General features: G+C 36.9%; 13 protein-coding genes. 8 read left to right on the forward strand and 5 right to left on the reverse strand.

What is annotated here, in order from left to right:
- Positions 1–2 precede the first annotated feature (2 nt).
- The 4 genes from ACXACQ_RS15515 to ACXACQ_RS15530 all read right to left on the reverse strand — a co-directional run bounded on the left by ACXACQ_RS15515 (position 3) and on the right by ACXACQ_RS15530 (position 4,569).
- Positions 3–2,264, reverse strand: a complete 2,262-nt coding sequence (locus tag ACXACQ_RS15515) for a TonB-dependent receptor plug domain-containing protein (RefSeq protein ID WP_474976874.1) — start codon at positions 2,262–2,264, stop codon at positions 3–5.
- 147 nt (positions 2,265–2,411) lie between these two features.
- Entirely contained in the window at positions 2,412–3,176 is a 765-nt protein-coding gene (locus ACXACQ_RS15520) for a hypothetical protein (RefSeq protein ID WP_474976875.1), read from the reverse strand.
- Positions 3,177–3,259: 83 nt separating this feature from the next.
- Positions 3,260–3,847 (reverse strand): DUF2652 domain-containing protein, encoded by a 588-nt coding sequence (locus ACXACQ_RS15525; protein ID WP_474976876.1) that lies wholly within the window; start codon positions 3,845–3,847, stop codon positions 3,260–3,262.
- Positions 3,848–3,861: 14 nt separating this feature from the next.
- On the reverse strand, positions 3,862–4,569 hold the full coding sequence (locus ACXACQ_RS15530) for an FAD-binding oxidoreductase (protein ID WP_474976877.1): 708 nt from the start codon (positions 4,567–4,569) through the stop codon (positions 3,862–3,864).
- A 204-nt stretch (positions 4,570–4,773) separates the two neighbouring features.
- On the opposite strand from ACXACQ_RS15530, the gene ACXACQ_RS15535 reads away from it, so the two are divergent.
- Complete coding sequence (locus tag ACXACQ_RS15535; RefSeq protein WP_474976878.1) at positions 4,774–5,331, forward strand: hypothetical protein; 558 nt, start codon at positions 4,774–4,776, stop codon at positions 5,329–5,331.
- Positions 5,332–5,390: 59 nt separating this feature from the next.
- Here ACXACQ_RS15535 and ACXACQ_RS15540 read toward each other — a convergent pair whose 3' ends face one another.
- Positions 5,391–5,798, reverse strand: a complete 408-nt coding sequence (locus tag ACXACQ_RS15540) for a hypothetical protein (protein WP_474976879.1) — start codon at positions 5,796–5,798, stop codon at positions 5,391–5,393.
- Between the two features lie 272 nt (positions 5,799–6,070).
- On the opposite strand from ACXACQ_RS15540, the gene ACXACQ_RS15545 reads away from it, so the two are divergent.
- From ACXACQ_RS15545 to ACXACQ_RS15575, 7 genes are all read left to right on the forward strand, one after another.
- A complete protein-coding gene (locus ACXACQ_RS15545; protein WP_474976880.1) occupies positions 6,071–10,204 on the forward strand; it encodes a hybrid sensor histidine kinase/response regulator transcription factor in 4,134 nt (1,377 codons plus the stop codon).
- Between the two features lie 292 nt (positions 10,205–10,496).
- Positions 10,497–13,355: a TIM-barrel domain-containing protein gene (locus ACXACQ_RS15550; RefSeq protein WP_474976881.1), complete on the forward strand. Its 2,859-nt coding sequence runs from the start codon at positions 10,497–10,499 to the stop codon at positions 13,353–13,355.
- Positions 13,356–13,508: 153 nt separating this feature from the next.
- Entirely contained in the window at positions 13,509–16,571 is a 3,063-nt protein-coding gene (locus ACXACQ_RS15555) for a SusC/RagA family TonB-linked outer membrane protein (protein ID WP_474976882.1), read from the forward strand.
- 10 nt (positions 16,572–16,581) lie between these two features.
- Positions 16,582–18,174, forward strand: a complete 1,593-nt coding sequence (locus tag ACXACQ_RS15560) for a RagB/SusD family nutrient uptake outer membrane protein (protein ID WP_474976883.1) — start codon at positions 16,582–16,584, stop codon at positions 18,172–18,174.
- Positions 18,175–18,199: 25 nt separating this feature from the next.
- Positions 18,200–19,633: a hypothetical protein gene (locus ACXACQ_RS15565; RefSeq protein ID WP_474976884.1), complete on the forward strand. Its 1,434-nt coding sequence runs from the start codon at positions 18,200–18,202 to the stop codon at positions 19,631–19,633.
- Between the two features lie 261 nt (positions 19,634–19,894).
- Positions 19,895–22,330, forward strand: a complete 2,436-nt coding sequence (gene galB, locus ACXACQ_RS15570) for a beta-galactosidase GalB (protein WP_474976885.1) — start codon at positions 19,895–19,897, stop codon at positions 22,328–22,330.
- A gap of 72 nt (positions 22,331–22,402) precedes the next feature.
- Positions 22,403–24,571 carry a glycoside hydrolase family 3 C-terminal domain-containing protein gene (locus tag ACXACQ_RS15575; RefSeq protein ID WP_474976886.1) on the forward strand — a complete coding sequence of 723 codons (2,169 nt, stop codon included), beginning with the start codon at positions 22,403–22,405 and terminating at the stop codon, positions 24,569–24,571.

Consider the following 24,571-nt stretch of genomic DNA (forward strand, 5'->3'; position numbering starts at 1 on the left):
AATTATTTATTTGAATGTAAATGAAGTTTAACTGTTAAAAAGTAAGACCTACCGTATCCAATAGAGGTTTGGCCAGTGTTGTCGCTATGGGCATCTGAGGATGAAAAGTTGTTTTTAGCAGATGTTGTATTTGTAATATTTTTACTCCCCAATGTGAGTGTGGCGTATTTAAATAAAGGCTTGCTAATAGTAATATCTAGTAGATGATAACCATCCCTGGATTCTATTTTAGGATCAGTATTGCCTTCGTCCGTTATGGTGGCAAAATAACTTTTGTACTTGCCGTTGTATTTGTAATAAGCGCTTAAGGTTAAGTCTATTGGTTTGAGCTTATAACTGAGGTTAGTGTTAGCTTGGAAGTTATACAAAAAATGATCTACGCTATAGTCTTCTGAAAGCTCTTGATACCTGCCAATATACCCTAGTCCGGAGCTCATGTTGAGCGAGTGATGTTGCCACGAGAAGGTGAGGTTAGAACCTAATGTTTTGTACTTAGAAATGTTACTATAAGTCGTAACCATATCGGGGTTATTGTCCGAAGGGGTGATATATCCTATTTGATCGTAGATAACATTGTAAAAGCCATTTACACCTAAACTAATCCCTTTTTGACCTAAATCAGATTCAACATTTAAATCAAAATGATGTGAATGTTCGGGGTCTAATTCGCTATTGCCAAGTATATTATGATTGCTATCTATAAATTCATGGTAAAGTTCTCGTAACGAAGGTGCTCGGTATCCTCTTCCATAGCCGGCTCTTATGTGCAGGCGCTGTATAGGGGTGTATTTTATATTTACAGATGGAGTGGGAGCGGTTTTATATTGAGAGTTGTAGTTGAACCTTATGCCTGCCCTTAAACCTAACTTTTCATTGATGCTTACCTCTGTAGAGGTAAATACAGCTAAATTGTGAATTTCCTTTTCTCCATCATTTAACGTGGTGCCTTCTGCGTTTTCAAAAGTTGCTTCAGCACCAACCTGAGTACTCCAATTTTTATGCTTGTTGTAGGTGTAATACGCTTGAGTATATATGTCTTTAAAAGAAATGGTATCCTGTTCATCAGGGTTAGTATCTGTTTTTTCGTTAGTGGCTAAGTTGGTTCTATACTGGTGAGTATGTCTTTCATAGTCGCTAAATGAAATCACCGTATGAATAGCATTTTTGCCTAATGCATAATCACCTTGAATTTGATGTGTCCACCTTTCAGTTTTGTATTCTTCATCAGTAGCTTGAGGATCATAAAGCTGCGTTATCACTTCTTCTCCTAAATTGGTGATGGTTTCGTGTAGTGAAGTGGCTTGGTAAAATAGCTTTAAATTGTTGTTTTGAAATTGAATTAGTGCACCATTATTCCACTGTTCTTTTGGGTACCACATTTTGTTACGTTCGTTGTATGGTAGGTCTCCAGTCCAACCTCCATACTTTCTGAAATTACTATTGAGCCTGGCATATAGTTTATCAGATAATTGTGCTCCTAGGTTGATAGATGGGTTATGAATACCTTCATCAAAGAGACTATAGTCCTTAGCTACTGTCTCCTCATGCAAGTTAATAGTGGCTTCATATCGATGTTTTTGCTTTTTAATGGTGATAATATTAATTACACCGGCTATAGCATCAGCACCATAATTAACAGCCATTGGCCCTTCTATAACTTCTATGCGCTCTACGTTGGATAGATCAATTTGATTCAGGTCTATTTCATTGGCTACGCCACTTCTACCACTAATAGGAACGCCATTCAATAAGATTTTAACGTTTTGTCCTGCTAGCCCTTGTATGCTAATGCCTGATGTTCCTAAGGCATTGTCTCTACTAAATTGTACATTGAGTTGTGTTTGCAGTACTTCTTTCAATGATACTGCAGCTTGGGAGGCTATTCGCTCTTTATCAATTAACTTAACCTGATAGATGGAATTGTCTATTGAAGTTTCTAGATGCTGACCTGTAATTACAACATCATCCAAATACTGAGCTAAAGGAGTTAATTGTATCTCTGTATTGCGGTCAGATATATTGGTATCAATTGGTGAATAACCAATATGGCTGGCTTTAATATGATATGGTGGGGCAAAAGGTATATTGACCTTTCCTAATTTGTTAGTGACTATAAATAAGGCAGAATCTACTGTAGGGGTGTTTACCTCAATAGCCACTGAGCCTACTGGTTGCCTTGTTTCTGTATCTATAAATTGGATAGAGCTTTGCGCTATGGCTAAGTGTGCAAATGCTGATAAGGTTATGAGTATTAAATATTTCATTATTTAGATTAATTCTAAATAATGCAAATCTATACCCTCTAGTGATACCTTACAATCGCTATATATCAGGAATTTATATCACTAGTAATAATAGTACTATAGATAGTGATTTTTAAAGGAGATTAAAGATTAACTGATTTGGACTACCTATTTTAACGTCTTAAAATTGAACTCGTTAACTAATTGGCGGATAAATTTACCATCTTCTCTGGTAATATGGGACAAATAAAGTGTTTCACCATTATTAGTGATAGTTAAAGTTTCTGGTAAATCTAGTATTGAATTTCCTGTGAAAAACTTCACAAACATCAGAGCATTCATATAAGCAGCAATAACTGTTGGGTGTTTATCGTCAAAAAATAGTTTTATTGAAGGTCTTATAGTTCTTGCTTTGGACCATACTATTCCTGCAGGAACAACCCCAACTTTTTCTTTCTCCGCTACTTTTTCATATTCTTTAGTAATCTGGGTCTGCATTAAAGGGTTGCTGTCATATGCCCAGGTCATGAATAATATTGGTTTAGCTCCTTTTGACCTTATTAAGTCAATGAATTTTTTGGTATACTCTTCAAATCTTTCCGCAGCTTCCAAAGTACTTAAGCTGTGGTCTTGCAGTACTACATAATCATATTTTTCTTTTTCTAATAACTCTCTGGTTTTAGAGTTCCATTCGCTATTCCAGTGTTGCTTAAGATTAATGCCGGGTATTGTAGATTGGCGAGCATTGATATTAACACCCATGGCTTTACCAAGAGCTTCTACCATTTCTGGTGTATTCCAGTAATAAGTAAAACTATTGCCAACAAAGAGTATTTTAATTTCTTCGTTGTTCTGCGCCTTAGCAGTAGAAAGACTAATGGTGTATATTAGAATTAAAACAGATAGTAGTTTGATATGTTGAATTCTGAGCATAATGTCTTTAGGAATTACTTTTATGTAAATATAGAGTATTATGCTCTGGCATTTAATTACAGGTGAGTAAGTTTAACATGGGCTTATTTTAAATAATGAATAAACCCTACCGGAGGAGAACTTGGAGATTTCTCAGGTTCTACAGTAGTATGCTCATTGTCATTAATGGAGTGTAAATAAGATTGGGTAAATAATATATAAGGTAAATGTTTTACATAACGATATTTTAGTAATTGATGTGCCTCTACAACTGTATTACCATACAACTTAGTGAAGTTGCCTACTTGGTATTCACAAAATTCTCCATAATGCACGATGAATTTAAGAGACAGATTAATAGCAGTAGTCAACTCTTGTTCTAGTCTGTGTATGCATTCAACAAATGCAGCTTCCATTTGCTTGGCTTGTTTCATAATTTCAGAAAATCGGGGAGCCATGCCGAACTTATAAAATAATATGGCATCTCCTTCCACCTCCGATATCTCTAAATCAAGAATATTGTTATGCATTAGGGTGTTTAAGAGTTGCTGTGTAATATACCTTCCTCTTTCCATGGGTTGATTCATTACAAATTCGGTAAAACCGCTAAAATCTGGTATTAGGATTAAACCTTTGCTGATGCTATCTTGCTGGTGCAGAGGGGATTCTACGAGTGATATGGCTTGTAACATAATGATGTAGCGTTTTATAGACCAATTTTTCCTTTGGCCCAGTAGGGGTGAGTGTATATTTGGTTTTTATTTACACCAATTGATTTTACCACTTTTAAACTGTGCTGTATCAACTGGGCTCCGCCTGTCAAATAAAAATAAGGGGCATCAAATAGAATATTTTTCATAGCACTATTTACTGCTGGCTCCAAGTAGCAGTTGACATTTTCTTTATCCACTATATAGACATTACTTAATGGCAGGTGTTGGATAGCATGCATGTTTTCGCTTGTGGCTGCAATTATTGAAGTAAGCTCTGAGTTTTCATTCATACTTGAATTAAAACTAAGGCATAGACCAATTCCTGTTTCATCTGTAATGATCCTTTGATGTTTAATATTTTCTTTTAAAACTTCTTTTCCTCTTGGAATTAGCATTTCTATTACATCACCTACATGTATGTCGGTAACAAAGTTGGCACCAGGAGCATTTCCATGTTTATGTACTATTAACTCAAAAGTAGCCGAAGAGGTATCCCAATTAAATGGGGTATAATTTCTGAAGTCTCTTTCACTTACTCTTAGTGCTATGGCATAACCAGGTGAATATTTTAAGGTAGAAATAGGGCCTTCAAATTTCATCTGTACTAGTTCATTGCTGAGTTGGGTATATTCAACTAATTCAACTTTAATAAATTTATTATGTAGTATACTAACCATAGTGTTAGCTAACCACTTGTTCATTGTTGGCATTGCTTTAACTTTTAATGTTAAGCCAATGACTTCCGGAAGAAACTGACAAATTGTTTCCTTATTGCGCTTATACTTATTAAGTCGCACGATGGAAAAAAATATTTTAAGCGATTTGAAAAAAGATTAATTTATTTTAAAAATGGGCAGAGGTGAAATTGCTTTAAGTGATATTTAAATAGTTTCTTCATTACAAAAATGAATGCCATAGTTGGATATAGCTCTCCGGCTGGTGAGATTAATAAAGAAGATAGCGGTCGTAAGTTTGGTTATGACATGCAATTAGGTAGTGGTACATTAGATCCATTTTTTGGTACAACTTATATTACGCAGTCAAATGTTCTTTCTTTCGGGACTCAGTATATTTTTAAATTAAGAAAGGGTTACAATGCTTTTAATTATAGACTAGGTTATGATTTTGATTTCAACACCTGGTTAGCGATAAAAGCCTCTCATCATTTTAGTTTTTCAGCAGGTCTGAATTATAAAAGTATTGGTAGAATAAAGGGAACTGATGAAGAGATGGGTGATGAAGATTATATTATTAACAACAGCCTTAACTCTGGAAGAACGCAATTAGATGCTAGTTTTGGTACTAATTATTACGTGCCTAATGGATTTTTGAAAAGATTAAGATTTGCATTACAAATACAGTTTCCAATTTACCAAGAAGTAAATGGAATACAGTTACAGAACCCGCTTACAGGTACATTTGGAATGGCCTATAGCTTTGGAGGGGGAAAGAAAGAATCCTAAGCGTTATTTGTAATAATGAGCACTCGCTGTGAGAAAATTTACTGAGTTATTCTAGCTAGTTAAATTTTCTCATAGGTAAGCTCTTCATGACAACCTCCTTCCACATCTTGTTCTATCACAAACTTATTATTCTCTAAAATAAATCTGCTGATCAAGCACGATGTAGAGCCAGTGTTATTATCAACAGTTAAGCAGATTCTTATAGTATCGTTTGCTTCTTGATAACTGCCCTGATAAGTAATTCCGCCTTTATTGTGCGTGATAATATTGTTTTCCTTAATTACCAAAATTGGACAATTAATAGCATCACACTCCCTTGTTCCGTTGTGGGCTTCATTAACGCATTCAGTAGTTACGGTGGAGCTTAATTGCCACCTTCCTATCAATTTAGTGCCTTCATCTTCATTGCAAGAGATACACGAAAGGAATAGTATAACTAAAAAGTAGGTTAAAAACGATTTCAACATGCTGTTCATCATTTAAAAAATATGTACAATATAATAAGCCGAAAAAATAATTTAAAGAATTAAGTTATTAAAATTCTATTATTTCTCGGGTGAAGTAGAAGTAATTAAAAATGGAAAAATCATTTTGCGTTGTTTCAAGTGTAAAGTGTACCTTTAAATCTGGTACATAATCATAGGCGGTTTTAATAATTGGACAGATGTAATAATCTAACCACTATGATGTGTTATGAACATGTTTAAATCATATTAATTTTTTTAATAAATTAGTAGGTGTGAGATGGTTAATAACTAAGTTCTATTTTTTGTTTTCACTTTTGACTATTGGCCAGTTAGCCATAGCTCAACTTCCTGTACCTTATAAGTTTGAGTCTTTAAATGTGAATGATGGTCTATTACATGGCCAGGTAAATTGCATATTTAAAGGTAGCAGAGGATTTTTATGGGTAGGCAATATTACAGGCTTGAACTTATACAATGGATATAAAATTACCACTTATAGAAATGACCCTCGAGATAGCACATCTTTATCTACAAATGATGTAACTAACATCTTCGAAGACCCTGAACAAAATGTGTGGGTATCAACTTTTGATGGGATTAATATTTATGATCCTGTTCATAAAGATTTTAACCATAATGTGAGTGAATACGCACATTTATACAAATTGCCCAATGATTCTGTCACTAATATCATCAGGTTTGATACCGAATTTTGGTTTTTAAACCATGGTGGAGGCATTACAAGGTATAAAAAACAAGACAATACATCTATTAACCTAAGGTCTTCTCAAAGCAAAACCACCATTGTAAGTGATGATGTTAGTGCATTAACTAAAACTAATGATTCCACAGTATGGGTGATACATACCAACGGAATTATAGAAAGTATAAGCAACATCTCTTTACAAGTAACTGGTAGTTATAAGCCACTAACCATGTATTTCAATGGTGATGAATATAATTATCAGATGTATGCTGATAGTAATGATAACTTGTGGATATATCAGCCTAATAATAGTATAGGGCTATTTTGCTTTAATACGATTACCCACGAGTTATCTCATTATTCGAAGTCTACCGCAGGAATAAAATTGAATAATAATTTCGTTAGAGGAGTAGTGGAAGAATCACCAGGCATGCTTTGGGTTGGTACAGATCATGGCGGTATAAATATTATTAATGTAGAGAATAAAACTGTTACATACGTTGAGCATCACAACGAAGTAGATAATAGCTTGTCACATAACAGTATCTACTATCTGTATAAAGACGATGAAGGAATTATTTGGGTAGGTACCTACAAAAATGGGGTTAATTATTATCATCCTAATATTAAGCGTTTTAAACATTATAGGCATCTAATATCTGAAAGTTCGAGTTTACCTTTTGATGATATCAATAGGTTTGTTGAAGATGATAAAGGCAATTTATGGATAGGGACTAATGGAGGTGGACTTATTTATTATGACCGTGAAACACAAACATATAAGCAGTATAAAAATGACCCGTTAGACCCTAACTCTATCAGTAGCGATGTGATAGTTAGTTTATTGATAGATCGATCTGGTAGTTTATGGATCGGAACTTACCTAGGCGGGTTGAACCGATTTGAAAATGGAAAGTTTGTTCATTACCAGCACAACCCCAGTGATGCTAATTCTATTGCTGATAATAATATTTGGGAATTATACCAAGATCATGAAGGAGTGATTTGGGTTGGAACGTTGTCGCAAGGACTGGAACGCTATGATTCATTGTCTGACAGTTTTGTACACTATCAAGGTAAAGAATTTAAAAACCATTCACATTTTATTGAGAAGTATATTGCAGCAATAGAGGAAGATGATAGAGGCAATATGTGGCTTGCAGGAAATGATGGCATTGACATTATTAACCTAAAAGACTCAACGGTAAGTAACTTGATAAGCCAGCCTGAAAAAAGCAATACGCTTATAAATAGCATGGTAATAAGCCTCTGCGCTGGTGATAATGGACAAATGTGGGTAGGTACTCAAGAAGGACTACAATTATATTCGCCAGAAAGGGGAATGTATAGGTTGTATACCACTGAAGATGGACTACCGCATAATACTATCCTGAACATTATAAAAGATGACACTAGCAATTTATGGGTCAGCACCCCTAATGGCATAGCGCATATTATTTTTAAACCTGAAACAGAGTATAGAAGGCCAAAGATTGTCAACTACGATGAAACAGATGGTTTACAAGGCAAGGTATTTAATGAAAATGCAGCTTACAAAACCAAATCGGGGGAATTGTTTTTTGGAGGCCCCAATGGGTTTAATATTGTTGATCCTGATGATTTAGGACTGGAAGAACAACTGCCGCATTTAGTATTTACTGGGTTCTCTTTGTTTAACAATGAAGTTAAAGTCAGAGAAGAAAAGAATGGCAGAATTTTACTGCCGCGTGCCTTGCCTTATATGAACATGCTCACACTCAAGCATTATGAAAATGTATTTACATTAGAATATGCAGCATTAAATTATTTACATGGCGATAGAATAAGGTATAAATATAAGTTAGTAGGGTTTGATAAAACTTGGCGATTAGGAGGGGAAGAGCGTAAGGTAACTTATACCAACTTAGATGCAGGAGAGTATACTTTTAAAGTAATAGCGAGCAATCAGGATGGGCTATGGAGTGAAAATGGCATAGAGATAAAAATAAAGGTATTACCTCCTTTTTGGTTAACTATTTGGGCCTATATTTTTTACGTGATAGTAGTGTTAGCTGTGCTCTATTTGGTGAGGGGAATGATGCTTAAAAGGCAAAGAGCAAAGTTTGATATAGAGCAGGAGAGGAGAGAAGCTCAGCAACGCCATGAGTTAGATTTACTAAAAATAAGATTTTTTACTAATGTAAGTCATGAGTTTAGAACACCTCTTACCTTAATACTAAGCCCTCTTGAGAAGTTGTTACAGGCATCTGATGAAGATGAAAAGAGGCAGTTTCAACTCATATACCGTAATGCCAGAAGGTTACTTAATTTAGTAAATCAACTTTTAGATTTTAGAAAACTGGAGGTTGACACCATTAGCCTTCATCCTTCTGAAGGAAGGATTATAGCTTTTATAGAAGAGGCTGTATATTCTTTTTCGGATTTATCTGAGAATAAAAACATTACCTTGTCATTTGAAAATACAGCAGAAGAATTTTTTGCTTCATTTGACATGGATAAATTGGAGAAGATCTTATTCAATCTCCTGTCTAATGCTTTTAAGTTCACGCCTGAGTATGGCGCTGTTAGGGTTAAAGTATTGAGTAACGAGCTAAATGATGGATTTAAAGAAATTGTAATATCAGTTAGCGATTCTGGGATAGGAATTAGCAAAGAGCAGCAAGAACGTATATTTGATAGGTTTTTTAGAAGTGATACCCCCGGCAGTGTGGTTAACCAAGGAAGCGGTATAGGGCTATCCATAACCAAAGATTTTGTACACATACATGGAGGAAGAATAGAGGTGGAGAGTGAACTGGGGGAAGGCACAACTTTTACAGTTAGTATTCCGGTTAAAACTAGTGAAGTTGAAAGTCAGGCTTCAGATATATACCCACAAACGGACCTGCCACAGCCTAGCGAAAAAATACACCAACCTATTTTTCATAATGAAGATACTCCGCTGATTTTGTTGGTTGAGGATAGTGAAGACTTCCGGTTTTATCTCAAAGAAAACCTAGGAGTTCATTTTAAGTTGGTGGAGGCGAGAAATGGTAAGGAGGGCTGGCAGCATGCTTTGAGCCAATTGCCGGATTTAATAGTTTCGGATCTTACTATGCCCGAAATGAACGGCATAGAGCTTTGTAAGAAAATTAAAAGCGATCCCAGAACTTCTCACATACCGGTAGTGCTACTTACTGCGCATACTGCTGATGACAAAAAACTCAAAGGGTTAGGTATTGGAGCAGATGATTATGTTACCAAACCATTCAACTTCGAAATATTGCTATCGAGGATTAAAAACCTCATTACTCAGCGGCAGGCTATGCAACATGCATTTTCTAAGAAAATCAGTGTAGAAACTAGTGAGATAGAAATAACATCATTAGACGATCAACTGATTCAAAAGGCCATCAAGGTAGTTGAGGATAATATCGGTAATGCTAATTTCTCTGTAGAGCTACTGAGCAATGAGCTGGGCATGAGTAGGGTGCACCTTTATAAAAAGCTAGTTTCGCTAACAGGAAAACCACCTGCAGAATTTATAAGAAAAATCAGATTGGATAGAGCTGCTCAGTTTTTACAGAAAAGCCAGCTTACGGTAGCGGAAGTGGCTTATAAGGTGGGCTTTAATAATCGTAAATATTTTAGTAAGTATTTTAAAGCTGAATATGAAATGACGCCCTCTGCTTATCTAGAAAAATTTAAGTCAAAAGACTGATTTTAACCCTCAATTTGTCTCGTCAATGTTTATTAAACGTGCTCTCTAATTTAGGCTCGCTTATACCTATATTTTGAACTATTTACTAAGTGCAACGCTCTGATTTCATTTACTTAGTTCTATTGTTAAAAGAGATTAAGAAATCTTCTTAAACAATCTTTATTTCGGGTATTTAACAAATTAGACCTATATCTGAAACAAATTATACCCTTCATAATGTCTCATAATTCATACCTTGGCCACTGCAATCGATTGATAAATCAATAAAGCATTTGAGTAAAGGAGACTTATAATGAGAATTGTTAGAGCGAGTATATTAATAATATTAATGACAGTTAGCCTAGTAGCATGGAGTAAAAAAACTCCTGTTCTTAAAGGTTATGATAAACAGCCAGACGGAATTGTGATGCAGATGAAAACTGCAGACAATAAGAAGCTGGAGTATGTTAAACTTCGAGTAATATCGGATAAGATCATTCAGGTGCTTTCATCTGAAAAGAAAGAATTTTCTAAAGAGCCAAGCCTAATAGTAATTAAAGAGGGAGCTATTGAGGACTGGAATTTTGAAGAAAAAAAGGGTGATTTAATAGTAGAGACTAAAGCCATAAAGGCCGTAGTTAATCACACCACAGGAGCTATTTCATTTTATGATAAGAAAGGAAATGAGCTGTTGTCAGAGTTAAATACAAGTACAGTAAATAATCCTGCAGCCAATGAAGCTAAATATAAATTGGTGAAGTACTTTAAGTCTGAGCCTAATGAGGCTTTTTACGGTTTGGGTCAGCATCAAACAGGGTTAATGAATTACAAAGGGTATCAGATAGACCTCACACAGTTTAACTCTACCGCGGTAGTACCATTTGTGGTTTCTAGCAAGAAGTATGGTATTCTTTGGGACAATTACTCTATCACTAAATTTGGTGATATCAGACCCTATAAAGAGCTTTCTGCTTTAAAGCTATATGATAAAAAAGGTGATTTGGGTGGTTTAACAGCTACTTACGGTTATCAAGACGCAAGTCAGAAACCATTTTTGGTGCAATCAGAAGATCATATTTCATATGAGTATTTAGGTTCTTTAAAAGCATTGCCTTCTGGGTATGATCTATCCAAAGGTAAGGTCACTTGGGAAGGAGATATGCAAAGTGATAAAACAGGAGAGCATACTTTTCTTTTGCCTTCAGCGGGTTATGTAAAAGTTTGGATAGATGGACAACTTTTGTTGGATAGATGGAGAGAGGCTTGGAATCCTGGACCTGCTATTTTTAGACATAAAATGGAAGCAGGTAAAAAACATCCAGTAAAAATAGAATGGATTCCTGATGGAGGCCAGTCTTTTATTGCACTTCGATATTTAACACCTGTTCCTAAAGATTTAACCGAGACATTTGGCTTAGCCTCTGAAGCAGGAAAGGAAATTAATTACTATTTCGTGGCGGGAGAGAATATGGACGAAGTGATTAGTGGATACCGCCAATTGACAGGTGCAGCGCAAGTAATGCCTAAGTGGGCTATGGGCTTTTGGCAAAGTCGTGAGCGATACAAAACTCAAGATGAAATCATGACTACAATCAAAGAGTTTAGAGAAAGGAATATTCCTATTGATAATATTGTTTTGGATTGGTCATACTGGAAGCAAGATGAGTGGGGAAGTCAAGAGTTTGATCCTGCACGCTTTCCTGATCCCAAAGGAATGATATCAGAGTTGCACGATAAATATCATGCTCACTTTATGATTTCTGTTTGGCCTAAGTTCTACGAGGGTATAAATACTTATAACCAGCTCAAAGACAAAGGTTTGTTATATATGCAGAACATAAGAAATAGAGAAAAAGATTGGATTGGTAAAGGTTACGTGTCTACTTTTTATGATGCTTACAACCCAGAGGCCAGAAAGCTTTTCTGGAATATGCTAAACACGCACTTGTTTACCAAAGGAGTTGATGCATGGTGGTTAGATGCTACGGAGCCAGATATCCTGTCCAATTCATCAATAGAACATAGAAAGACTCTTATGACTCCAAATTATTTGGGAAATTCTACCGAGTACTTCAATCCATATTCTTTAATGAATGCAAAAGGTATTTATCAAGGACAGCGAGAAGAAGCACCAGATCAAAGGGTGTTTATCTTAACGCGTTCAGCCTTTGCAGGCTTGCAACATTATGGAGCTGCCACCTGGAGTGGAGATATTTCTTCGCGTTTTGATGAGTTAAAAAGACAAATACCAGGAGGACTTAATTTCTCATTATCAGGCTTACCTTACTGGACTACAGATATCGGTGGATTTTTTGTGGAGGATAAGTATGATAGACCAGAACCTAAAGGTGAAGCATTAGAGCTTTGGAGAGAGTTAAATACACGTTGGTATCAATACGGAACTTTTACTCCTTTATATAGAGCGCACGGACAGTTTCCTTTTAGAGAGGTATTTAACATAGCACCGGAAGACCACCCGGCATACAAATCTATCGTGTTTTATGACAAGCTACGTTATAGACTGATGCCATACATCTATACCATTACAGGAGATGTTTATCATAATGATTATACGATTATGAGGGCATTAATAATGGATTTTAACAATGATGATAACGTAAAAAACATTGATGATCAGTTCATGTTTGGACCTTCATTACTAATCAATCCAATAACTTCTTATAAGGCCAGATCTAGAGAAGTATACTTGCCAAAAAGTGAAGGCTGGTATAACCTTTATTCGGGCGAGTTTTATAAAGGAGCACAGCACATAGAAGCTCAAGCACCGTATGAGCAAATGCCAATTTTTGTAAAAGCAGGTGCTATCATTCCGTTCGGTCCAGAAATTCAATACACTTCAGAGAAAAAGGCTGATCCACTAACACTTTATATTTATCAAGGTGCCAATGGTGAGTTTGATCTATACGAAGATGAAGGTACCAACTATAACTACGAGCAAGGTAAATACTCCAGAATTGCTTTTAACTACGATGACAGCAATAAAACGCTATCTATAGCAGACAGAAAAGGCAGTTTTGATGGTATGTTAAAAGAAAGAACCATAAGAATCATAACTATAAAACCAAATATGCCTAAACCATTAGACTTTGATCAGAATGTGGACAAAGAGATTCATTATACTGGTAAAGCCATGAAGGTAGAATTAAAGTAAACGCTAACACATATAATTATGATACATGTATATAAATACCGATTTAAAGTCATTAACTCAAATGGTATTCGTTTATCAGCTGCCCTAAGAGGCAAGTAATAAAGTGAAGTCATAAACCTTTAATTAAATGACTGACTATTAAATCTTATGAATATGAATAAACTACTACTTATAATTATGTCATGCTGCTTTTGCAGCATGGCTTATGCACAGCATACCATAAAGGGAAAGGTTACCGCTGATGGCGAAGCCATTCCTGGCGTGAGTATTGTTTTGAAAGGGAGCTCTAAAGGAACTACTTCTGACATCAATGGTGGGTATACATTAGATGTACCATCTGGCGATGTAACACTTGTTTTTTCATTTATTGGCTATACCACTCAGGAGGTGCCTGTTAATAACCGTACCATCCTAGATGTCAACCTGCAAGAAGACATTACAGAATTACAAGAAGTGGTGGTTATAGGATACGGAACTCAAAAGAAGAAATTGGTAACAGGATCTACTATTAATGTAGGTGGAGAAGACTTAGAAAAACTAAGTAATACCAATGCACTTCAAGCCCTTCAAGGTCAAACCGCAGGGGTAAATATTACTTCAACTTCGGGCCAGCCAGGGTCGGGTTTTAAAGTGAATATTAGAGGTGTAGGTACAGTGGGTAATTCTGATCCGCTATATATTGTAGATGGTATTCCTATGAACGATATATCTTATCTTAATAATGCCGATATAGAATCTATAGATATTTTAAAAGATGCAGCAGCTGCGGCAATATATGGTTCCAGAGCTGCTAATGGAGTAGTGTTGGTTACTACTAAAAAAGGTAGTGAAGGTAAGGCTCAGTTAACATTTGACGCGTATTATGGGGTGCAAACGGTTGCGAACAAATTAGACCTGTTAAATGCAAAGGAATATGCTACAATTATTAACGAACAAGCTATTAATAGTGGTGTTGCTCCTTATTTTACTAATGCTCAAATAGATGCCATGGGAGAAGGCACTGATTGGGTAGACGAAATCTTAGTTGACAATGCCACTACTGAAAATTACTCATTAGGTTTACAAGGTGGAAATGACAAATCTGTATATTCTACATCATTAAGCTACACAGGGCAAGAAGGAGTAGTAGGAGGTAAAGATTACTCTAACTACGAAAGATATGTGTTTAGAGGAAACTCAGAGCATACTTTATATGATGGTTTTCTAAAAATAGGAGAGAACCTAACCTTTAGTTATATAAAGCAAAATGGAGTAGCTGATCAAGGGCAGTACTCTAATAGCTTTAGGTCTGCTTTTAACGTAAGCCCTTTAATGCCGGTTTATGACGAAAATGGTAACTTTTACGACAACTCTGATGGGCTATTAATAGATAAGGGATCGCAGGCTAACCCATATGCTGAATTGGTTTACAATAACCAAAATGAAACCAATACACAAAAGTTAGTAGGTAATGTATATGCAGAGATAGAGCCTATACAGAACTTAAAGCTAAGAACTAACTTTGGAGTGGTAAATACCACAGGCCAAACCAGAGGTTTTACACCTATATATCAATTATCACTTTACAGCTATAACGATACTACAGTGGTAGATCAGGGATCTAGCAAAGATTTAACATGGAACTGGGAAAATACTGTTAGTTATAAAAAGCTTATAGGACTTCACGATGTAGAGGTTTTGGTAGGTACATCAGCTCAAAAATGGAATGGATCAAGTTTAGGAGCATCTAATGCCAATTCCGTCTTCAACTCATTAAAATATGCCTACTTAGATAATACTACTTATGCTAATGGTGTAAGAATGCAGGTAAATGGATCGGGTTATGAGCGCATGCTTCAGTCGTACTTTGGTCGCGTAATTTATAACTATGATGAAAAGTATTTAGTAAATGCTACTTTCAGAGCAGATGGATCTTCAAAATTTGCTAAATCTCACAGATGGGGGTATTTCCCATCAGTCTCAGCAGGTTGGGTGGTGACTAACGAAGATTTCTTCCAAGATCCGCCAGCATCTATCGACTTCTTAAAAATTAGAGCTAGCTGGGGACAAAATGGAAACAATTTCATCGATGATTTTCAGTACGTAGCACCTATAAAATCTAGTGATACTAATTATACCTTTGGTAATCAGGAAGGTGTGCTTACTCCAGGCGCTTACCCAAGTAGACTTTCTAATTTAACCATACAGTGGGAAACTTCAGAGCAGCTAGATTTAGGTTTTGATGCGGAGTTTTTAGATAGTAGATTGTTTTTGAACTTTGATTGGTACAAGAAAACTACTAAAGATTGGTTGATTCAGGCTCCTGTACTAGCTACTGCCGGTGCTGATGAACCATATATCAATGGAGGAAATGTAGTTAATAAAGGGGTAGAGCTTGTATTAGGTTGGAGAGAAACAAAAGGCGATTTTCACTATTCGATAAATGTTAACGGAGCGTATAACAAAAATAAGGTACAATCAATACCTACGAGAGACCAAACAGTTCATGGTGAAACCAATGAGTTGTGGAACAACGCTCCTGAATTTTACCGAGCTCAGGCAGGGTACCCTATAGGTTATTTCTGGGGATACGAAACTGGAGGTGTGTTCCAAACAGAAGCTGATGTTCAGGCATATAGAAATGCAGAGGGCGAATTATATCAGCCTACAGCAGAACCTGGAGATTTAATTTTAAAAGATACAGATGGCAATGGAGTTATCAATAGCGATGATAAAACGAACATAGGTAACCCTAACCCAGATTTTGTGTATGGTTTCAATATTTCGGTAGATTACAAAGGCTTTGATTTAACTATCAACGCTAATGGAGTAGCAGGAAATCAGGTTGTTCAATCTTATAGAAGTGTAACAGATAAATTTTCTAACTATTCACGAACGATACTCGACAGGTGGCATGGAGCAGGAACTAGTAATACGCTACCAAGACTAACTGAAGACTCGAGGAATTACAGTCAATTCTCAGATATCTACGTACAAGATGGAGATTTCTTAAGAATTAACAATATCACACTTGGCTATAACCTTACGGACCTAATTAAGGTGGAGAATATTAGCCAACTAAGGGTGTATTTAACTGCGCAAAACCTATTCACATTCACCAAGTACAGCGGTATGGATCCTGAAATAGGCTACGGACAAACCTTTGCCAGAGGAGTGGATCTGGGGTATTACCCAAGACCAAGAGTATTAATGGCGGGAATCAATGTTAAGTTTTAATCCTAAATCAATGAAGAAATTATATATAATAACAGCGCTTATTATGGCATTGAGCAGTTGCTCTGATGATTTTCTTGATGCCGATCTTTTAACGCAGCAAACGGAGGAGGATTTCTATCAAACACCTAAAGACGGTTTACAAGCGTTGGTTGGTTGTTATGATGGCTTACAACAGGTTTGGGCTGCAGGCGTGGGACTGCCTGTTGCTACAGCAGTATTATCGGATGATTGTTTTGGTGGTACAGGGGCCTCTGATGGCTTTAGTTATCAGTTGCTAGATGAATTCGATCCTGCCAAATCACCGTCAGATATAAACATCTTTGAACAGAACTGGATCGCTTATTACAAGGCCATATATCGTTGTAATAAGTTCTTAGAGAATATGGATAGAATTGATTGGGGAGATAATGAGGCTTTGAAACAACAATATACAGCTGAGACCAAATTTATCAGAGCGTATTGCTATTTTGATATGGTGAGGTTATTCGGAAATATTCCCTTATTGGAAGAGGTGTCAGTAGAAAACGTACCGCCAGCAGATCCTAAAGATGTATATGCTTTGGTGGCCACTGATCTACAATACGCTGTTGATAACTTAAGTGATGAGGCTTGGTCTGAAAGCTGGGCAAGATCTAATGATGGTAGGGTTACAAAGTGGGCCGCAGAGTCTTTGCTAGGTAGAGTTTTCCTTTATTATACTGGGTATTTTGGCGAAGCTAGTTTACCTACGCAAGGGGGAACTATTACTAAGGCTCAGGCATTGAATTATGTAGAAGATGTTATTGTTAATAGTGGACAAGGGTTGGTAGAGGATTACGCCTCTTTATGGCCAGCAGCCTCTGTAACAGACTATGCAGGTGAAGGAAATAAAGAAACAGTATTTGCTGTAAAATATACTTACACTAGTGATTATGACGGTAACACTGACGGTAACCACTGGATGGTTTTATACGGGTTACGTAATGTTAATCCTTACCCTTACGGTCAAGGCTGGGGTGCAGCTACCGTAAACCCAGAATTATGGAACTTGTACGATGATGCTGACACTAGAAAGGTAGCCTCTATAACTTCTATTGATGATGAGGAGATAGAATATGACCCAGCGGTGCAGAGAGAATATACAGGGTATTTTGTAAAGAAATATTCTCCTATGTCTAACAGCGCAGGTCAAAGTGTGGCCGAAGCATTAGGAGCTACTAATTTTCAGATAGGTCAATTTCAAGATTATGTCTCTATCAGATATGCTGACGTACTTCTGATGGCTGCTGAGCTGGGTAGTGGCAATGCGCAAGATTATTATAATCAGGTAAGACAGCGCGCACTAGGTGATGCCTTTACTCAAAAGGCCGTTACGGTTGATGGTTTAAGGAAAGAAAGACGTTTAGAGTTTGCTTTTGAAGGTATCCGTTACTGGGATTTATTAAGGTATGGTATGGATGTAGCTACTAGCGCCTTGAGCATGTCAGGTGTAGAAGTACTGAATGGAGGAACCCCAACAACATTAAATATTACGTTCGATCCTGCTACAAAAGGTCTTCAGCAAATACCATATAACCAGATTACATTGTCTGATGGTGTACTAAAACAAAATACAGGTTGGTAGTTCGTATTCATTAAACATAGATATCATGAAAAATTTAAAAATAATATTCACCATGTTGTTTCTATGGACTGCGCTAGTGAGCTGTAGAGATGATGATCAGGAATTTGGAAATAGGATGAGTAAGGATGATCTTAACTTTGAGATCTTTCAAAATCCGGCTGACCTGAATATGGTCATTTTAAGAAGTAATAACGAAAAAGTTATTCCATACTGGTATACGCCATTAGGAAAATCTACAAGAGTACAAGATACTGTGCTGTTGCCTTTTGCAGGTACTTATAAGTTTGTTTATGGGGCAGAGGGACAAAGTGGCTTAACCCTGTCTGATACGGTGGTATTAGAGATTACTACCAGAAATTTATCATACGTAAATGATCCACTTTGGACTAATTTAACAGGTGGAGGGCCAGGTTTTGAGAAACAATGGCTGTTAGATACTGAAGGAAAATACTTTGGTGGACCCCTTACATTTTTTGGTACAAACAATGGCTGGCTTTTAGAAGGTGATGTGGCATGGGATGGTGGAGATACAGGATGCTATGGTGAAGATTGCTGGACATGGGATCCCGGTGTGGATTGGATTTATGACAATGACGCTATGACTGAAGGAGACTATGGGGTAATGACCTTTTCTCTAAAAGGAGCTGCAAGCTTTACAGCTGTTAAGCCTATGGAAGGTGATATTACAGAAAACGGCAGTTACTTTCTTAATGTAAATAATAAGACCTTAACCATTAACGATGCCAGCATTTTAAGAGGATATAAGCCCGCTAAGAACGGCCTCAATGGTGTAAGCAATTGGAGTAACTATACAATTTTTGAATTAGACGAAGATGTATTGAGACTTGGCGTAATAAGAGATCAGGATGTTGACGGTGAAGGAAAAGCTATGCTGGTGTACAACTTTATTTCTAAGTCATATGATTCTGCGTGGCAAGACGAACCAGAAATTCCAATGCCAGACGAAGGGTTTAACCCAACTTTTGAGCCTGGAGAATTATTAAATATGCTAACCGGAGGCAAATCCTCAGGGAGAGTGTGGAGGCTTGATGCCGATGGTAATCCTATTGACTGGTTGGCTTCAGGTATTGGATGGACCTCTAGTTATGCCGATAGTTACAGTTGGGGATGGAATGATGACTGGGCTACAGCAGCTTCTAACTCTTATATTCAATTTGATCAATTTGGAGGCGTACAGACTTATATCTTGAGCCAAAATGGAACACAAACTACCAGTTCATTCACCATAAATGAAGAAACTAATGAGATAGTTCTTGCAGATGCTAACCTCTCTTTAATAACAGACGGAGATAATGGAAGTGGCCTAAACCCTACAACAAATGTAATTAAGGTGATTAAGGCATTTCCTGATAGCTATACTGAAAAAGGAATTTGGTTTGGAACTAGCTACAATGAGGAAAAAGATGAGTGGTTTGTATTTCATTATATTTTACAATAAAGTGTAGGTCTTTAATGGCTTATAATTCTATTCGTGGCATTACAAATAGCGAATGGAAATGAAATAAGATTTTTCAAAGAACTTCATGGGGAACCCCGGCAGTGAGTAAACGATTTAATGATTTAGTTAAAGCTGCCGGGTTCTATATAATTGCCTAAAATTAACAATGAAGTTTATAATTTGTGAGCTTACTTAAAAGGCTGGTTGTTTACTCATATGCAGTTTTAATCAGCCATAATTTTTAATGATTGCTATTAACTAATGATTTATAATTTGAGCTGTATTACTCGCAATACCATAATTTTTTTTATTCTACTCATTGTAGTCAGTTGCCATAAGCAAGATGCTCCTACTAGGGAGGTGGCTGATTTTGATCAACATTGGAGCTTTTCTCTTTCTGATAGTACACTAGATGCAACGGCTATTGATTTTGATGATTCGCAATGGCGTACGTTAGATTTGCCTCACGACTGGAGTATAGAAGGTGCTTTTTCTGAAAATAATCCGGCAGGGACAGGAGGAGGTGCTTTGCCTGGAGGTATAGGTTGGTATAGAAAATCTTTTCAGATTAATCCAGAAGATACCGCAAGGCTGATATTTATAGATTTTGATGGAGTCTATAGAAACAGTACCGTTTGGATTAATGGGCACAAACTAGGCAATAGACCCAACGGTTATAGCTCATTTAGATATGAGTTGACTCCATATTTAAAGTATGGCAGTGAGCAGAATGTAATAGCAGTACAAGTCAATAATAGTCCTCAGCCAAATTCAAGGTGGTATTCAGGATCTGGAATTTACCGAAATGTGTGGTTAGTAAAAACCAATAAGGTGTTTGTAGATCATTGGGGTACTTATGTAACCACGCCCGTGGTAACAGATAGCTTGGCTAAAGTGGCAATAGAAGCAACCATAAATAACCGTTCGAGCTTTAAAAATATAGAAATTGAGCATCAGATAGTCGACCAAGCAGGTGTGTTGGTAACTGGCTCGGGCAAACAGCCAGTTGAATTAAAAGATGGCGCCAACCTTTATAATACTTCCTTAGCAGTGTCGAACCCACATTTGTGGAATACCGAAGATCCATTTATGTATAAAGTCATTACCAAATTATATGCTGAAGGAGTAGAGGTAGATCAATACAGCAGTCCACTCGGTATTAGGTATTTTAATTTTGATGCAAAGCAAGGTTTTACCTTAAATGGAGAAAAGTTGAAAATACGAGGTGTTTGTAACCATCACGATTTAGGTGCTCTTGGTGCAGCTATAAATACCAGAGCCATGGAACGACAGCTAGAGATAATGAAGAAAATGGGAGTGAATGGTATTAGAACTTCGCATAATGCCCCTGCTCCAGAGTTGCTGCAGCTATGTGATAGTATGGGTTTTATTGTAATGGACGAAGCCTTTGATATGTGGGCTATGAAAAAAATGGAATTTGATTATAGCCACGATTGGGAAAAATGGCACAAGCAAGACTTACAAGATTTGCTGAAAAGGGATAGAAACCACCCGAGCATATTTATATGGAGTATTGGCAATGAAATACCAGAGCAATGGGATAGTACAGGTGTTACTATAGCCAAAGAGCTAGGTGAAATTGTAAAATCTTTAGATAATACCCGTCCTATTACTTCAGCTCTTAATGACCCGCAGCCTAATAATAATATTTATAAATCCGGAGTGTTAGATCTTGTAGGATTCAATTATCATCATGAGCTGTTTGAGAAATTTCCTGAAAACTTTCCGGGAGAAAAATTTATAGCCACAGAAACTACTTCCGCTTTGGCCACTAGAGGACATTACGATATGCCTTCCGATAGCATCAGAAGGTGGCCCATAAGATGGGATATTACGTTTACTGAGGGTAACTCCGATAACACCGTTTCGGCTTATGATAATGTAAGTACCCCCTGGGGCTCTACTCATGAAGAAACATGGAAACTTATTAAGAAACATGATTACCTGTCAGGTATGTACATCTGGACTGGTTTTGATTACTTAGGAGAGCCTACACCGTATACTTGGCCATCACGGAGCTCATATTTTGGAGTGGTAGATTTGGCTGGTTTTCCTAAAGATAGCTATTTTATGTATCAAAGTGAGTGGACACAAGATACCGTCCTACATGTATTTCCTCACTGGAACTGGCAAGAAGGTGAAACTATTGACATATGGGCCTATTACAATCAGGCTGATGAAGCTGAGTTATTCTTAAATGGGGTAAGTAAGGGCATTAAAAGTAAAGAAAATGACGATTTACATGTAATGTGGCGCTTAAAGTATGAGCCTGGAGAGGTGAAGGTTATAACGCGGAGTAATGGCAAAACGGTGGCAGAGGAAATAGTGAAAACAGCTAAGTCACCTTACAAAATAGAACTAGAAGCTGATAGGAGTTCCATAAATGCTGATAATAAAGATTTATCTTTTGTAACGGTCAAAATAGTAGATCAAGAAGGGAATATAGTGCCTAATGCAGATAACCTTGTGAATTTTAAAATTGAAGGACAAGGTCAAATCATTGGGGTAGACAATGGAAACCAAACCAGCTTAGAGTCTTTTAAAGATAATAAAAGAAAAGCTTTTCATGGTTTGGCTTTAGTTATTGTAAAGTCAACAACTGGCAAAGGAAATATAAAGCTTAGCGCAACCTCCGAAGGGTTGAAGTCTAGCGAATTAACAATTGTAGCTAAATAATATCAGAGAAAAGTAGGGCGCTTATTGGCGTCACTACTTTTCTCTGATTTTGTTTGAATAAACATATTCATCATGGATAAATATAGATCAGTATGTATTCTGGCTACTATCTTGTGTTTTACCTTTTATTGTTTTCAGCTCCAAGCCCAATATCAATATCCATTTCAAAACCCCGAATTATCTTCTGAAGAAAGAATAGACAATGCCCTTTCTTTAATGACAATAGAGGAGAAAGTTGAATGCTTGAGTACAAATCCTAAGGTAGAGCGTTTGGGTATAAAAGGAAGTTGGCATGTAGAGGGGCTTCATGGCCTTGCATTAGGAGGGCCAGCAAAATGGGGTGGAGACACTGCTGTTTATACCACTATTTTTCCGCAAGCGATTGGCTTAGCCGAAACATGGAACCCTGAGGTTATGAATAAGGTAGCCACAATAGAAAGTACAGAAGCAAGGTACATATTTCAAAATGCAAAGTATGATAAAGGAGGTCTTGTAATTAGAGCTCCTAATGCGGATTTGGGACGAGACCCCAGATGGGGAAGAACGGAGGAATGTTACGGTGAAGATGCTTTTCTAACCTCGAAAATGGCAGTAGCTTTTATTGAAGGGTTACAAGGAAAAGATTCTAAATATTGGCGTACAGCATCATTAATGAAACACTTCTTAGCCAACAGTAACGAAAATGGTAGAGACAGTTCCAATTCTCTTTTTGATGAAAGGTTGTTTTATGAATACTACTCGTTACCTTTTTATAAAGGGATTACCAACGGAGGTTCAAGGGCCTTTATGGCCGCATATAATGGCTATAACGGTATACCTATGGCTGTTCATCCTGTAATAAAACAGGTGACCATTAATGATTGGGGACAAAACGGTATTGTGTGCACTGATGGTGGCGCTTTTAAAATGTTGGTAAATGCTCACCATTATTATCAAAATGAAAGCGAAGCTGCCGCAGGAGCGTTACATGCTGGTATTAATCAGTTTTTAGATGATTATAAAACTGCTGTCAATAAGGCTATTGAAGATGGCTATATTACAGAAGAGGAGTTAGACGCTGCATTGCGAGGAGCATTTCGTGTAATGATAAAATTGGGGCTTTGGGACCCGCAGTCTATGGTCCCTTATAGTAAAATAGGAGATAGCGACACACCACCTTGGGAAGAGGTGGCACAAAAGAAAGCAGCCAGAGAGGTAACAGAGCAGAGTATAGTACTATTGAAAAATGAAAATAGTAAGCTGCCTTTAAACCCCGATAAAGTGAAAAAAATTGCAGTCATTGGCTCCGCTGCCAATTCGGTTTTTCTAGATTGGTATAGTGGTACTCCTGCTTATTCCATATCACCTTATGAAGGTATTAAAACATTGCTAGGGGATAAGGTAGAGGTGAGAACTATCGATGATAGCAGCAATGAACAAGCAATGCTCGATTTGGCTCAGTGGGCTGAAGAAGTGATTTTGGTGGTAGGGAATCATCCCTATTGTAATGACAGGAGTTGGAAAAAATGTGAGACGGAAAGCTTTGGAAAAGAAGCAGTGGATAGGCGTTCTATCATTTTGGAAGAAGAAGAATTAGTAAAAAAAATCTATACGGTAAATCATAATACTGTCATGGTTTTAATGTCAAGCTTTCCATATGCCATCAACTGGAGTAATGAAAATTTACCAGCCATTCTACATATGACTCATAATAGTCAGGAAACAGGCAGTGCCTTAGCCAACGTGCTTTTTGGAAACTATAACCCGGCTGGTAGACTAGTTCAAACATGGCCAAAAGAAATATCTCAATTGCCCGATATGATGGATTACAATATCAGGAATGGCCGTACTTATATGTATTTTAAATCAGAACCCTTATACGCATTTGGTTATGGTTTAAGTTATACATCGTTTAGATATTCAGCATTGAAGATGCCTACTGTATGGCAAGCTGATGATGTTGTTAACATCAAATTTAAGATTAAAAACACAGGTAGCATTGATGGAGATGAAGTGGCACAGGTATATGTGAAGTATTTATCATCCGAAGTGGAAAGGCCAATTATGGAACTGAAGGGATTTCAACGGGTAAATATTATTGCAGGTAATAACGAAGAAGTGACTATAAAGGTAAAGGTTGATGAACTTGCTTATTGGAGTGTTAAAGAGCAAAAGTTTACAGTAGAACCAGGTAAAGTGGAGGTGATGGTTGGTAGCTCTTCTGACGATATTAAACTAACTAAAGTGATAACAATTAAATAG

It is taken from the genome of Fulvivirga sp. AWR4_260 (assembly GCF_056158185.1).